The following is a 14,207-nucleotide window of genomic DNA, read 5'->3' as shown; positions in this document are numbered from 1 at the left end:
GCCCGGTACGGGCCCGGTCCGCGGGCGTCCCCGGGGGCGACGAAGCGCCCCCAGCCTGAGATAATGCGGCGTATCGCCATTGTTCAATTAGACGTGCCATGCAATTTCACCTGAATGGGTTCAAGCCCGGCGACCCCGAGATTTCCGAACCAGCCGAGAACACCGCCGGCGCGCGTGCCGACGCGCTGCCCGAGGAGGTCGATGTCCTGATCGTGGGCAGCGGACCCACGGGCCTGACGCTGGCGACGCAACTGGCCGCGTTTCCCGATATCAAGACCTGTATCGTCGAGCAGAAGCCCGGTCCGCTGCAGCTCGGGCAGGCCGACGGGATTGCCTGCCGCACGGTCGAGATGTTCGAGGCTTTCGGCTTCAGCCATCGCCTGCTGAAGGAAGCCTATTGGGTCAACGAGATCTCGTTCTGGAAGCCCGACGACAAGCAGCGTGACCATATCGTCCGCACCGACCGGATCCAGGACACCGAGGACGGGTTGTCAGAATTCCCGCACGTGATCCTCAACCAGGCCCGGGTGCACGACTTCTACCTGAACGTCATGCGTAATTCGCCGTCGCGCCTGGAGCCCGCCTATTCGCGCCGGCTGGTGGACCTGGCCGTGGCCGAATCCGCGGCCGGGGATTTGTCCGGCCATCCCGTCACGGCGCGCTTCGAGCGCATCGACCCCGAGCACCAGGGCCAGGTCGAGACGGTGCGCGCCCGTTTCGCCATCGGCTGCGACGGCGCCCGCAGCACCGTACGCAAGTCGCTGGGGCGCGAGCTGCGCGGCGAGTCCGCGAACCAGGCCTGGGGCGTGATGGACGTCCTGGCCATTACCGACTTCCCCGACATCCGCCTCAAGTCGGCCATCCACTCGGCCAGCGAAGGCAGCATCCTGATCATTCCGCGCGAAGGCGGCTACCTCGTGCGCCTGTACGTCGAATTGGACAAGCTCAACGAGAACGAGCGCGTGTCCAACCGGCAGATCACCGCCGACCACCTCATCGCGGCCGCGCAGCGCATCCTGCGTCCCTACACCCTCGACGTCAAGGAAGTCGCGTGGTGGTCCGTGTACGAGATCGGGCAGCGCCTGTGCGACAAGTTCGACGACGTGCCTGAAGACCAGGAAGGCTCCCGCCTGCCGCGCGTGTTCATCGCCGGCGATGCCTGCCACACGCATAGCCCGAAGGCCGGCCAGGGCATGAACGTATCCATGCAGGACGGCTTCAATCTCGGATGGAAGCTCGCGGCCGTGCTTCGCGGCCAGAGCTCGCCGCGGATCCTCCATACTTATTCGGCCGAGCGCCAGACCGTGGCCAAGGAACTGATCGACTTCGATCGCAAGTTCGCGCAGATGTTCAGCGCCGCGCCCAAGGACCCGTCCAGGCCCGACAGCGAAGGTGTGGACCCCGCCGAATTCCAGCGGTATTTCGTCAAGCAGGGCCGCTTTACCGCCGGCACCGAGACCCGCTACTACCCATCCATCATTTGCGGTGAAGCTACCCACCAGGACCTCGCCCGCGGCCTGGTCATCGGCATGCGCTTCCACTCGGCCCCGGTCATTCGGCTGGGCGATGCCAAGCCCATGCACCTGGGCCATACGGTCAAGGCGGACGGGCGTTGGCGCGTGTTTGCCTTCGCCGACGCGCAAGAGCCGGCGGCCCCTGGTTCACCGATCCAGGCGCTGTGCGCCTTCCTGGCCGAATCGCCGCGATCGCCGGTCAGGAAGTACACGCCCGCGGGTGCCGACATCGACGCCGTCATCGACGTGCGCGCCGTCTTCCAGCAAGACCATCGCACGCTGGCGCTCGAGGCCATGCCCGGCTTCCTGTTGCCGCGCAAAGGCCGCTATGGGTTGATCGACTACGAAAAGATGTTCTGCCCCGACCTGAAGAGCGGCAACGACATTTTCGACATGCGCGGCATCGACCGGCAACATGGTTGCCTCGTCGTCGTGCGCCCCGACCAGTACATCGCGCACGTCCTGCCGCTGGACGCCCACGCCGAGCTGGCGTCGTTCTTCGATGGGTTCATGGAGTCCCCCCCTACGCGCTGACGCGCGCCCCCCAGGGGGCGGCACTGGCGGACCGGCAAAGCCGGATCCGCGGTGCCCTGGATCCAGCGAAGCCTTCTTGGCCTGCTAAACCGCTGCTGCCGCTGGCAGCCAGCGACAGCACAAATGCGCCAACCCAAGACAACGGCCCTAGACTCAGGATGCGGTGGATCCGGCTCCGCCGGTCCACCCGCATCGCCCCCTGGGGGGCGCGCGTCAGCGCGTAGGGGGGGGCTTCTACCCCGCCTGCCTAGTAACGAACCACTGCTGCGCGATGGACAGGATGTTGTTCACCACCCAGTACAGCACCAAACCGGCGGGGAAGAAGAACATCATGCCGCCGAACACCAGGGGCATGATCATCATGACCTTGGCTTGCACGGGATCGGGCGGCGTGGGGTTGAGCTTCATCTGCAGGAACATGGTGGCCATCATCAGCGCCGGCAGAATGAACCAGGGATCCGGCGAAGCCAGGTCCTGCACCCACAGAATCCACGGGGCATTGCGCATTTCGACGCTGGCCAGCAGCACCCAGTACAGCGCGATGAATACCGGCACCTGCACGATCATCGGCAGGCAACCGCCGACGGGGTTGATTTTCTCGGTACGGTAGAGCTCCATCATCGCCATGTTGAGCTTCTGGCGATCGTCCCCGAATTTTTCCTTGAGCGCCTGCATGCGCGGGGCGACTTTCTTCATGCGGGCCATGGACTTGTAGCCCGCGGCGGACAGCGGGAAGAACACGGCCTTGATGATGACCGTCAGCGCGACGATGGTCCAGCCCCAGTTGCCCAGCATCTTGTGCAGCCAGGTCATGAGCAGGAACAGCGGCTTGGCGATGATGGTGAGCCAGCCATAGTCCACCACCAGGTCCAGGCCCTCCGCCACGGCGGCCATCGAGGACTGGTCCTGGGGGCCTATCCACAGCTTGGCGTCTACGGTGTTGCCGGTGCCAGGAGCCAGCGTGCCGACCGGCTCGATCGCGCGCACGGCGTACAGGTTGTTGCCCACCTTGGACATGTCATAGGTACGCGCCACGCCCTGCGGCGGTACCCAGGCCACCGCGAAGTAGTGCTGGATCATGCCCAGCCAGCCATCGTTGGCCGACTTGGTGAACGAGGCCTTGCCCTTGTCGATGTCGGAGAAATTGACCTTCTGGAACTTGCCTTCGGCGGTATAGATGGCCGGGCCGGTGAAGGTGCTGTAGAAGTGGCTTTCGCCGGGAGGCTTGTTGCCGTCGCGGGTCAGCTGGAAATAGAGCGACGGCGCAACCGGCTCGGTTCCCACGTTGGCCAGGTTGTGGCGCACGTCGATCGCATACTGCCCTTTGTGGAGCGTGTAGGTCTTGATGAGCTTGACGCCGCCGCTTTCGGCCTCGAACGAAATCTCCAGCTTGTCGCCGGTGAGCTCTCGTGCCGGAGTAACGACGCGGAAGGGCGTGCGGTGCGTGGGATACGAGGCGCCGTTGGGCGCGCCGACGACGCCGGTCTGCGCCAGATAGATGCGCTCGGCCGAGTCGTCGAGCAGTACGGTGGCGCGGCCGCGGTCCTCGATGTCGGCATGCTTGAGCAGCTCGGCCTTGACGATCTGGGCGCCGGTGGTGTCGAAAGTCAGGCGCAGGACATCGGTCGTGACGACCACCTTCTCGGCCGGCGCCTGCTGTGCGCTCGCGGCGGCGGTCCCGGGCACGGCATCGCCGCCGGCTGCGGGCGGGGCGGCGGACGCGGTGGTCGGCACGCCGGCCTGATCCGCCTGGGCCGGCGGGGTCTGGGCGGTCTGCGTCTTGGCGGGAGCCGAGCCGAATATAGAAGGATGCCCGTTGTACTTCTGCCAGCCGTCCCAAAGGAAAAGCAGGGAAAGCGAGAAGATCATCCAGAGGATGGTGCGTTGAATGTCCATGGACGGAATAATTCCAATCGTCGTCGCGGCAAAGTCCGCTAGTGTAGCCGAGGCTCCCCCTATGCGCTCAAAGCGCGGGCTGCCCCGGCAAGCAGCGCTGGCGGGGGCGCCAGGTGGGAGTCGAAAGTTTCATGACGGCGGCTCGGCATGGGTGCTCGAGGGCGCCTGGTTGTGTCGCCTGGCCGGGGGGACCGGGTCCAGGCCGCCTTCAGCGTAGGGATGGCAGCGGCAGATGCGCCGGAATCCCAGGTAGGTGCCCATGGCGGGGCCGTGCCGCTCGATGGCTTCGATGGCGTAGGCCGAACAGGTGGGCGTGAAGCGGCAGGATTGTCCAATCCAGGGGCTCAGGAAATACCGGTAGAAACGGATAGGCCAGATCAGCAGGCGGCGCGTGAGTGTCGAGCCGGCCGGTAGCGGATTGCTTGGATTTTCCGTCACGATTTGCCCCTGTTGTGGGAATCGTCCGTCTAGGGCCGTCCCCCGGGAAGGGCGGGTCGGCTGGCCTTGGCGGCGCGGGCCAGATGGCCGTCGATTTCCTGCCTGGCCTGGCGCTTGAGGGCGGTCAGCGAGCAGGAGGGAATGCGGGCATGCAATCTCAAGACATAATCGCCGGCCGGCAGTTCCGTGCGGCGCAGCCGGAAGGCTTCACGGGCGACGCGCTTGATGGCATTGCGGCTGGCGGCAAGCGGCGCGAACCGCTTGCCCACGACCAATCCCAGCCGCGGCTGGGAAGACGGGGCCATGCTCAAAACAAAAAGCGCCCCTTTGGCAAGGCGGCGCCCTTTCAGCGCAGGAGCGAACTCGGCCGGACTGCGCAACCGCGCGGTGCCGGGATACGACGCGCGCAGCTTCAACGGAGCAGCAATATGGGACTGGCCGCCGCCGGCGGATCCCGCCGAAGCGGCCGCCTGCACGGCCGTCAGATGGCCAGGCGCTTGCGGCCCTTGGCGCGGCGGGCGTTGATGACGGCGCGGCCGCCACGGGTCTTCATGCGCACGCGGAAACCATGGGTGCGCTTGCGACGGGTGACGGAAGGTTGATAGGTACGTTTCATGACGGTTCCTGCTGAGTTCCGGTATGGGTATGAGAGCCGCCCCGGAAGCTTGCGCAATCCCGGCCTGCCCGTAAACCGGCGCGGCCGGCGCTTGTCCTGATAAAAGGAAAGCGCACGCAGGCCCGGCGTCCCGGCGTGTATCAGAGCGGAAAGACTGCCAACCCAGGGTCTTCGATTCAGTCCGAATCTCGTCTTGAAATTCGGAAAGCCCTCCATGGTGTCAAATAAATCCAATGTTGTCAATCAGTTAGCGCTGGCCCCCGTCTGAGGCGGCGCGCCGTGCCTGTGGATAACTGCCGGCTGGAGGAGTAGAATTGGAGGTTTCGGGACCGGCCAACAAAGAACCTCTTTCGCGCCCCCTGTCCTGTGTGGGCGCACCGGTCCTTTTAGCGAGATTCATGGAAGATTTTTGGCAAACCTGCGCCCAGACGCTAGAGCAGGAACTCACTCCTCAGCAGTACAGCGCCTGGATACGTCCCCTGGTACCGCTCGCCTTCGACGAGGCCGAGTCGGTGCTTCGGGTCGCGGCGCCCAATCGTTTCAAGCTTGATTGGGTGCGCAGCAACTTTTCCGGTCGTATCGAATCTCTGGCGGCGCAGTGGTTCCAGCGCCCGGTGCAAGTCAAGTTCGAACTGGATACCCCGCGCGCGCCTGCGCCGCTGCGGGCCCCTGCCGCGGTGGCAGCTCACGGCAACGGCCATGGCAGCCTCGGCAACGCGGCCCCTGCGCCCGCTCCCGCCCGGATTCCGCCCGGTTTTCCCGGCAACCCGGTCGCCACGGCGCAGTCGGCCGCGGCCCGTGCAGCCCAGAGGGCGGCCGAGTCCCCGCGTCAGGCGCCGGCCCCCCGGGCGGCCAAGGCCGATGCCACCGAAGCCACCGGCATCTACGAGCGCTCCCGCCTGAACGTCGAACTCACCTTCGACAACTTCGTCACCGGCAAGGCCAACCAGCTGGCGCGCGCCGCGGCGCTGCAGGTGGCCGAGAACCCCGGCACATCCTACAACCCGCTGTTCCTTTACGGCGGCGTCGGGCTGGGCAAGACCCACCTGATCCACGCCATCGGCAATTCCATGGTGGCCGAGAACGCGGCCGCCCGGGTACGCTACATCCACGCCGAGCAGTTCGTCTCCGACGTGGTCAAGTCCTACCAGCGCAAGGCGTTCGACGATTTCAAGCGCTATTACCATTCGCTGGACCTGCTGCTGATCGACGATATCCAGTTCTTCTCCGGCAAGAACCGTACCCAGGAAGAATTCTTCTATGCGTTCGAGGCGCTGGTGGCGCTGCGCAAGCAGATCATCATCACCAGCGACACGTATCCCAAGGAGCTCTCCGGCATCGACGACCGGCTGATCTCCCGCTTCGATTCAGGCCTGACCTGCGCCATCGAGCCGCCCGAGCTCGAAATGCGCGTCGCCATCCTGCTGAAGAAGGCCGAGACCGAGGGCGTGCACCTGCCCGAGGAAGTCGCATTCTTCATCGCCAAGCACCTGCGCAGCAACGTGCGCGAGCTCGAGGGCGCGTTGCGCAAGGTCCTGGCCTATGCCAAGTTCCATGGCCGCTCCATTACGGTGGACGTCTGCAAGGACGCCCTGAAGGACCTGCTGTCGGTATCCAACGGCCAGATCACCGTCGAGAACATCCAGAAGACGGTGGCCGATTTCTACAAGATCAAGGTCGCCGACATGTATTCCAAGCGGCGGCCGGCCAACATCGCCTTGCCTCGCCAGATCGCCATGTACCTGGCCAAGGAGCTGACCCAGAAGAGCCTGCCCGAGATCGGCGAGCTTTTCGGCGGGCGCGACCACACTACGGTGTTGCATGCGGTGCGCAAGATTGCGGAATCGCGCGCCAAGCAGGCCGAGTTGAACCACTCGCTGCACGTGCTCGAACAAACCTTGAAAGGATGAAGAACCGCCGAAGAACCCCATCCCGGGCCCTGTGGGATTGATTGTGGACAAGCCGTGGAGCGTTTCTGGACAACCTCGACCCGCCGTTTTTCGATCGATGGTTGTTCATGGTTGTGCGCTATGCTCCAGGCCGGTTCTCCACGCTCGAAATGCTGGACAAGTTCTTGATTTATAATGTTTTTTTGAAGAACTTCCAGTTGTTCACAGGGTCCTGTCAACTACCAACCCAAAGAAGGATTGGATATGCAATTGGTCAAAGCCTCACGCGATGCGCTGCTCAAACCGCTCGCGACCGTCTCAGGCATCGTGGAGCGGCGGCACACCCTGCCCATTCTTGCCAACATCCTGTTGCGCAAGGAAGGCAATCGCGTGTCGTTCGTTTCAACCGACATCGAGGTTCAGATCACCACCCATGCCGACTTCGGCGTGGGTGATGCGTCTGAATCCACTACGGTGGCAGCTCGCAAACTGCTCGACATCCTGCGCGCGCTTCCCGACACCGGCGACGTGGCCTTGTCGCTGACCAACAAGAAGCTGTCCGTGCAGTCCGGCAAGAGCCGCTTCGCGCTGCAGACCCTGGCGGCCGAAGAGTTCCCGACCGTGGCGCAGCCCGCTTCGTGGAATGCGTCGCTGACCATGACGCAAAAATCGTTCAAGCACCTGCTGAACATGGTCCATTTCGCGATGGCCCAGCAGGACATCCGCTATTACCTGAACGGCATGCTGCTGGTCCTGGACGGCAATCATGTCCGCTGCGTCGCCACCGACGGCCACCGCCTGGCCTACTGCGCGGTTGCCATCGATGGCGATGCCCCCAAGCAGGAAGTCATCGTGCCGCGCAAGACCGTGCTGGAACTGCTGCGTTTGCTTGAAGACAGCGACGAGCCCATCGAGATTTCGGTGGCTGCCAACCAGATCCGCTTCCAGTTCGGCGACGTCGAGCTCATTTCCAAGCTGGTCGAAGGCAAGTTCCCCGACTTCCAGCGCGTGATCCCGAGCGGCTACACCAAGCATTTCCCGATCGCCCGCGAAGCCCTGCAGCGCAGCTTGCAGCGCGCGGCCATCCTCACCACCGACAAGTTCAAGGGTGTGCGGATGCAGATGGCCGATCATGTATTGAAGATTTCCGCCAGCAATGCTGAACAGGAAGAAGCCCAGGAAGAGCTGGAAATCGACTTCGGTTTCGAGCCGCTCGACATCGGCTTCAACGTGGGATACCTGCTCGATGTGCTGGGCAACCTGAAGGCGGAAACGGTGCAGTGGAGCGTCGGGGACGCCAACTCCTCCGCGTTGATCACGCTGCCCGATAACTCGGACTTCAAGTATGTCGTGATGCCTATGCGGATTTGAGCCCCCCGTACGCGCGGACGCGCGCCCCCAGGGGGCGATGCGGGTGGACCGGCGGAGCCGGACCCACCGCATCCTGGGTCTAGGGAGGGTGTCTTGGTTTGTGGCGCTGCCGTTGAGGGGAGAGGTCGGCCGCTTCGGAGGGCGCCTCCAGTCCAGCGTCACCGGCTCGAAGGGACGCGGGAAGTGCGGCGGCGGCTAGGCCGCAGATGGGGCGGATCGTTCCCCTTGATGTTCAACGCTTTAGTTTTTCCTGCAGGGCGCCGGTAAGGGTCTGGGCAGATGGATGGTTTCAAACTTATGACTGAACAGAACACCGCGCCCGAGACGGGCGAGATCGATAACAGCCTCGCAGCCAATACGGTGGTCGATGCCCAGGCACCCGTTTCGACGGACGGCTACGGCGCCGATTCCATCAAGATGCTCAAAGGGCTGGAGGCCGTGCGCAAGCGGCCGGGCATGTACATCGGGGACACCTCCGACGGTACCGGCCTGCATCATATGGTGTTCGAAGTGGTCGACAATGCCATCGACGAAGCGCTGGCCGGTTATTGCGACGAGATCGTCGTCACCATCCATACCGACAACTCCATTTCGGTGGCGGACAATGGCCGCGGCATTCCCACCGACGTGCACAAGGACGACGAGTTCCAGCGCAGCGCCGCAGAAATCGTGATGACCGAGCTGCATGCGGGCGGCAAGTTCGACCAGAACTCGTACAAGGTCTCGGGCGGCCTGCACGGCGTGGGGGTGTCCTGCGTGAATGCGTTGTCCGAATGGCTCAGGCTCAGCATCCGCCGCAACGGCCAGTTGCACCAGATGGAGTTCCGCCGCGGCGAACGCGTCGAGCCGCTGAAGGTCACCGGCAAGACCGACAAGCGCGGCACCAAGGTCCAGTTCCTGGCCGATGCGCTCATCTTCTCCAACATCGAGTATCACTACGAAGTCCTGTCCAAGCGCCTGCGCGAGCTGTCGTTCCTGAACAATGGCGTGCGCATCAAGCTCGTCGACGAGCGCCAGGGCAAGGAAGAAGACTTCGCCTTCAGCGGTGGCGTCAAGGGCTTCGTCGAATACATCAACCGTTCCAAGACGGTGCTGCACCCGAATGTCTTCTCGGTAGCGACCGAGTCGTCCGCCGGCGGCGTGCCGGTCGGGGTCGAGGTCGCCATGCAGTGGAACGACAGCTACACCGAAAACGTTCTCTGCTTCACCAACAACATCCCGCAGCGCGACGGCGGAACTCATTTGACGGGCTTGCGCGCGGCGATGACGCGCATCCTCAACAAGTACATCGACGAGCACGAACTGGCCAAGAAGGCCAAGGTCGAGACCACCGGCGACGACATGCGCGAGGGCTTGACCTGCGTGCTGTCGGTCAAGGTGCCCGAACCCAAGTTCAGCAGCCAGACCAAGGACAAGCTGGTGTCGAGCGAAGTGCGCCCGGCGGTGGAAGAAGCGGTTGCCCGCACGCTGGAAACCTGGCTGCTCGAGCATCCCAACGACGCCAAGGCGCTGTGCGGCAAGATCGTCGAGGCCGCGCGCGCCCGCGAGGCGGCCCGCAAGGCCCGCGAAATGACGCGGCGCAAGGGCGTGCTCGAAGGCGCCGGCCTGCCCGGCAAGCTGGCCGACTGCCAGGAAAAGGACCCGTCCAAGTCCGAGCTCTACATCGTGGAGGGCGACTCCGCCGGCGGCTCGGCCAAGCAGGGCCGCGACCGCAAGTTCCAGGCCATCCTGCCGCTGCGCGGCAAGGTGCTGAACGTCGAGAAAGCCCGTTTCGACAAATTGATCAGCAGCGACCAGATCGCCACGCTGATCACCGCGCTGGGTACCAGCATCGGGCCGGACTTCAACATCGACAAGCTGCGCTACCACCGCATCATCATCATGACCGACGCGGACGTGGACGGCGCGCACATCCGCACGCTGCTGCTGACCCTGTTCTACCGCCAGATGCCGCAACTGATCGAGCGCGGGTACATCTATATCGCCCAGCCGCCGCTGTACAAGGTCAAGGTCGGCCGCGAAGAACGCTACCTCAAGGACGATAGCGAAGAGGCCGCGTTCATGCTGGACCTGGCGCTCAAGGATGCCCGTCTCATTCCCGTCGCCGACGCCGAGCCCATCTCCGGAGACGCCCTCAGGGAGCTGGCCCGCCAGTACAACCTGGTCGACGCAGTGATCGAGCGCCTGTCGCGGGTGCTGGACGTCGATTCCTTGTCGGCCATCGTCGGCGGCCTGGAGATCGACCTGTCCACCCGGGACGAGGCCGAGTTGTCGCGCCAGCGCTTGCAGGCTGAACTGGAAGACCCGGCCATGCCGGGCGTGGTGCAGGTCAAGGTCGTGGTGGACGAGGAAACCCAGCAGTCCAAGCTCGAGGTCCATCGCAACCACCATGGCAACATCCGCGTCAGCGTCCTCGACCAGGCCTTCATCGACGGACCGGACTACAGCGTGCTGCGCCATGGCGCCAAGACTTTCCAGGGCTTGATCGGTCCCGGCGCCAAGGTCGAACGCGGCGAGGGCGACAAGCGCAAGGAACTCGCCGTCTCGGATTTCCGCGAAGCCATGCTATGGCTGCGTGCCGAGGCCGAGCGGTCGATTTCCAAGCAGCGCTACAAGGGCCTGGGCGAAATGAATCCCGGCCAGCTCTGGGAAACGACCATGGATCCGGCCGTGCGCCGGCTCTTGCGCGTGCAGATCGAGGACGCGATTTCGGCGGACGAGATCTTCACGACGCTGATGGGCGACCACGTCGAACCGCGCCGGGCATTCATCGAGTCGCATGCGCTGATGGCGGGGAATATCGACGTCTGACGCCGTTCCCTCCGCCGGCCCTGGTAGTGTGATGGCGTCGAGGGCCGGCGGCGTATCCACGCAGTACGGGAGGTCACGATGCGAACCTTGATTCTCACCGCGGTCGGGTTGGTGCTGGCGGTGGCGCTACTGCGGCTGGCTCCGGCCCCCTACCGGACCTGGGCTGCCAGCCTCTTCACGCTGGCCTGGCTGGGTTTTTCGGCCTGGAACCTGCGAACGGGCCTCGCCCACGGCTATACCTTCGCCGAGGAACTGCCCATCCACCTCGTTCTCTTCGGCATACCTGCTGCGGCCGCGTGGGGACTGTGGTGGTGGGCTCGCCGCGCCGCTACCGCACTTCCATGACGCGATTGGACAGCGTGCCTATTTTCTCGATCGTGCACTCGACCAGGTCGCCGTCCTTGAGCCACTGGCGCGGGTTCATCGCGTAGCCCACGCCCGACGGGGTGCCGGTGGCGATGACGTCGCCCGGTTCGAGCGTCAGCCCCGCCGACAAGGACTCGATGATGCGCGGAATGGTGAAGATCATGTCGCCGGTACTGGCGTTCTGGCGCGGTTCGCCATTGACCGTGAGGGAGATGGCCAGCGCGTGCGGGTCGCCGATTTCGTCCGGCGCGACGATCCACGGCCCGAAGGGGCAGTTGCCGTCCAGCGCCTTGCCTTTGAACCACTGGTCGTGGCGCTTTTGCAGGTCGCGGGCACTGACGTCGTTCAGGATGGAATAGCCGAATACGTGGGCGTAGGCGTCGTCCGCCGGGATATCCCGGCCGCCCTTGCCGATGATCACGGCCAGTTCCACTTCATAGTCCAGCCGGCGGGTGACCCGCTGGTCGTAGCGGATAGGGGCTTCGTGCGGGACGATGGAGGTCCAGGGCTTGGTGAAGAATTGCGGATGTTCGGGCACCTGCGTCTGCAGATTGCGCGACACGTTATCTTCCTGGACGTGCTCAATATAATTGCGTCCAAGGCAGAAGATGTTCTTGGGCGGCCGGGGCACCGGCGCCGCAAGGCGATAGCTGCCAGGCGGGACCAGGTTGGCGCCGCCCTTGGCCGCGATGTCGCGGCACCAGGCCCAGGTCTCGGCACCGCCGGCGGCCAGATCGGCCATGGTCAGCTCGCCGCGGCCCGTCCAGGGAAAGGGCAGCGAGGCCGGACCCGCCGCCTGCGCCAATGCATGCAGGTTGCAGAGGCGGCCGTCCTCAAGAAGGAGTGCCGGGGTCTGGTGACCGTCCAGTTCAATGGTGGCTAGTTTCATTATTCGTTCCTGAGAAGAAAAAAGCGGGGTTTTCCGCCGCCGCATGGATGCTGCCGCTTCATGCCGGGGCAGGGTAGCGCGGCGGCGGTGGAGACAGCGACATGGCGCCCAAGGTCAAATCGGCCCAACGGGCTATAGAAATCCTCGAATTTTTTGCGCGGCGCAAGGCGCCGGCGACCCTTAGCGAAATCGCCGGGCAGCTCGGTTATCCGGCGTCCAGTACGCTGGCATTGCTGCGCACGCTGAGCGAAATGGGCTATCTGGACTATTCGGCCAGCGAGCGCACCTTCGTCCCCACCGTGAAGGCGGCGCTGCTGGGCATATGGGTCAACGATGCGCTGATGAGCGATGGCACCATCGCGCGCCTGATGTACCAGATGCGCGAAGAAACCGGCGGTACGCCGACGCTCGGCATCCAGAGCGGCCACCACGTCCAGTACATCCACGTGATACGGGGTCCGGACGCGGTGCATCGCCGCGATGTCGCGCCCGGCACGCTGCGGCCGCTGCTGCGCTCGGCCATGGGCTGCGTGCTGCTGTCGCTCAAGCCCCCTTCCGAGCTCTGGTCGCTGGTCAACCAGATCAATGCGGAAGAACCGCCCGAGTATCGTGTCTCGATGGCGGAGCTCGGGCGCCGGATCCGCGAGTACCGCGAAAAAGGCTACGCCTACAGCGAAGGGGTATCGACGCCCGGGGCGGGCATCATTACGACGTTGCTGGCGGCGCCGGCCCACCAGCCGCCGATGGCCCTGGGCATAGGCGCCAGCATTGCGACGCTGCGGGCCAAGAAGCTGGAGTTCCTCAAGGCACTGCAACGGGTGGTCGAGCTTCATCGCAAGCATATGGAAGCGCTGCCGAACAAATTCGGCCATTGAGGAGCACGGGCCGCGCGCCGGGACATTACTGCACCAGCCCGGCCTGGTTCGCCACCGTGCGCAGCGTCTGCATCTCCTTGGCGTGGAAGGCGCGCATCTGTTCCGGGTCATGCTTGAGCAGCTCGGAGCCGCCCTTCTCGGCAAATTCCTGTACCGCGGGCGCATCGAGCACAGCTTTCATGGTGTCGACCAGGCGTCGCGTGATGGCGTCGCTGGTTTCGCTGCGCACCATCAGTGCCGACCAGCCGTAGATGGAATAGCTGGGGTAGCCGCTTTCCCGGATGGTGGGCACGCCGGGGAACTCGGGGTGGCGCTTTTCGCCCGTGACGGCCAGTAGACGCAGCTTGGCCGCTTTGACGGAAGGGGCCAGCGAAGCCACGCCGTCCATCGCGGCGTCGATCTGCCCGCCGATGAGGTCGGTGTTCATCTGGCTCGTGGACTTGTACGAGATGGGGGTGAAGCGTATGCCGGCCAGGTTGGAGAACCATTCGCTGGCCAGGCGGTAGCCCCAGGCGAAGTTGCCGAAGTTCAGGCGGCCCGGATCGGCCTTGGCGGCGGCCACCAGGTCGGCCAGTGTCTTGTACGGCGAATTGGCCGGCACGGCGATGCCCAGCATGCTGCGCGTCACGCCGGAGATGGGCTTGAAATCCTTGAGCGGATCGTAGGGCAGGTCCTTGATGACGATGGGATTGACCGACAGATTGGTCCAGCTGCCCAGCACCAGCGTGTAGCCGTCGGCGGGCGCGTTCTTGGCGGCCATGATGCCGATCCGCCCGTCCGCGCCCGGCATGTTGTCCACGGTCACCGCCTGGCCCAGGCGGCTCGCGAGCTGCTGGGCGACGACGCGTCCCGACGTATCACTGGTGCTGCCGGGGGCGAATGGCACGATAAGGCGGATGGGTTGCGAGGGGTAGGCGGCCTCCTTGGCCTGCGCGCTGGAAAGTACCAGGGCGCAGAACGCGGCGGCGAGGTGCATCGGTTTCATGGCGAGTCTCCTTCCTTTTTTTG

General features: G+C 64.6%; 12 protein-coding genes. 6 read left to right on the top strand and 6 right to left on the bottom strand.

Annotated elements, in window-relative coordinates; genetic code table 11:
* The first annotated feature begins 98 nt into the window (after positions 1-98).
* Positions 99-2,048 (top strand): FAD-binding monooxygenase, encoded by a 1,950-nt coding sequence (locus QHC78_RS10755; RefSeq protein WP_319744283.1) that lies wholly within the window; start codon positions 99-101, stop codon positions 2,046-2,048.
* 234 nt (positions 2,049-2,282) lie between these two features.
* On the opposite strand, the gene yidC is transcribed toward QHC78_RS10755, so the two are convergent.
* From yidC to rpmH, 4 genes are all read right to left on the bottom strand, one after another.
* Positions 2,283-3,944 (bottom strand): membrane protein insertase YidC, encoded by a 1,662-nt coding sequence (yidC, locus tag QHC78_RS10750; RefSeq protein WP_319744282.1) that lies wholly within the window; start codon positions 3,942-3,944, stop codon positions 2,283-2,285.
* Between the two features lie 129 nt (positions 3,945-4,073).
* Positions 4,074-4,382, bottom strand: coding sequence for a membrane protein insertion efficiency factor YidD (gene yidD, locus QHC78_RS10745; protein ID WP_319744280.1), 309 nt, complete (start codon positions 4,380-4,382; stop codon positions 4,074-4,076).
* 29 nt (positions 4,383-4,411) lie between these two features.
* Positions 4,412-4,798: a ribonuclease P protein component gene (locus QHC78_RS10740; RefSeq protein ID WP_413816447.1), complete on the bottom strand. Its 387-nt coding sequence runs from the start codon at positions 4,796-4,798 to the stop codon at positions 4,412-4,414.
* A 65-nt stretch (positions 4,799-4,863) separates the two neighbouring features.
* On the bottom strand, positions 4,864-4,998 hold the full coding sequence (gene rpmH, locus QHC78_RS10735) for a 50S ribosomal protein L34 (RefSeq protein ID WP_008650850.1): 135 nt from the start codon (positions 4,996-4,998) through the stop codon (positions 4,864-4,866).
* A 398-nt stretch (positions 4,999-5,396) separates the two neighbouring features.
* Between rpmH and dnaA the strand changes: the two genes are divergently transcribed.
* The 4 genes from dnaA (at position 5,397) to QHC78_RS10715 (ending at position 11,414) form a co-directional block, all read left to right on the top strand.
* Positions 5,397-6,908, top strand: coding sequence for a chromosomal replication initiator protein DnaA (gene dnaA / locus QHC78_RS10730; RefSeq protein WP_319744277.1), 1,512 nt, complete (start codon positions 5,397-5,399; stop codon positions 6,906-6,908).
* Positions 6,909-7,151: 243 nt separating this feature from the next.
* Positions 7,152-8,258 carry a DNA polymerase III subunit beta gene (gene dnaN / locus QHC78_RS10725; protein ID WP_319744275.1) on the top strand — a complete coding sequence of 369 codons (1,107 nt, stop codon included), beginning with the start codon at positions 7,152-7,154 and terminating at the stop codon, positions 8,256-8,258.
* A gap of 417 nt (positions 8,259-8,675) precedes the next feature.
* Positions 8,676-11,069, top strand: a complete 2,394-nt coding sequence (gene gyrB / locus QHC78_RS10720; RefSeq protein ID WP_413816457.1) for a DNA topoisomerase (ATP-hydrolyzing) subunit B — start codon at positions 8,676-8,678, stop codon at positions 11,067-11,069.
* A gap of 78 nt (positions 11,070-11,147) precedes the next feature.
* Entirely contained in the window at positions 11,148-11,414 is a 267-nt protein-coding gene (locus QHC78_RS10715; RefSeq protein WP_319744270.1) for a hypothetical protein, read from the top strand.
* Here QHC78_RS10715 and QHC78_RS10710 read toward each other — a convergent pair.
* Complete coding sequence (locus QHC78_RS10710) at positions 11,398-12,324, bottom strand: fumarylacetoacetate hydrolase family protein (RefSeq protein ID WP_319744268.1); 927 nt, start codon at positions 12,322-12,324, stop codon at positions 11,398-11,400. The two genes, QHC78_RS10715 and QHC78_RS10710, sit on opposite strands and share 17 nt — an antisense overlap.
* A gap of 101 nt (positions 12,325-12,425) precedes the next feature.
* Here QHC78_RS10710 and QHC78_RS10705 point away from each other — a divergent pair, with 101 nt between their 5' ends.
* Complete coding sequence (locus tag QHC78_RS10705; protein ID WP_319744267.1) at positions 12,426-13,199, top strand: IclR family transcriptional regulator; 774 nt, start codon at positions 12,426-12,428, stop codon at positions 13,197-13,199.
* Positions 13,200-13,224: 25 nt separating this feature from the next.
* Here the strand turns inward: QHC78_RS10705 and QHC78_RS10700 are convergent, their stop codons facing one another.
* Positions 13,225-14,184: a Bug family tripartite tricarboxylate transporter substrate binding protein gene (locus QHC78_RS10700; RefSeq protein WP_319744265.1), complete on the bottom strand. Its 960-nt coding sequence runs from the start codon at positions 14,182-14,184 to the stop codon at positions 13,225-13,227.
* Positions 14,185-14,207 lie beyond the last annotated feature (23 nt).

Source organism: Pigmentiphaga sp. (genome assembly GCF_033795525.1).
Taxonomy (GTDB): Bacteria; Pseudomonadota; Gammaproteobacteria; order Burkholderiales; family Burkholderiaceae_B; genus Pigmentiphaga.
Note: the sequence above shows the minus strand (reverse complement) of the source record. Positions and strands in the feature narration are given on the sequence as shown.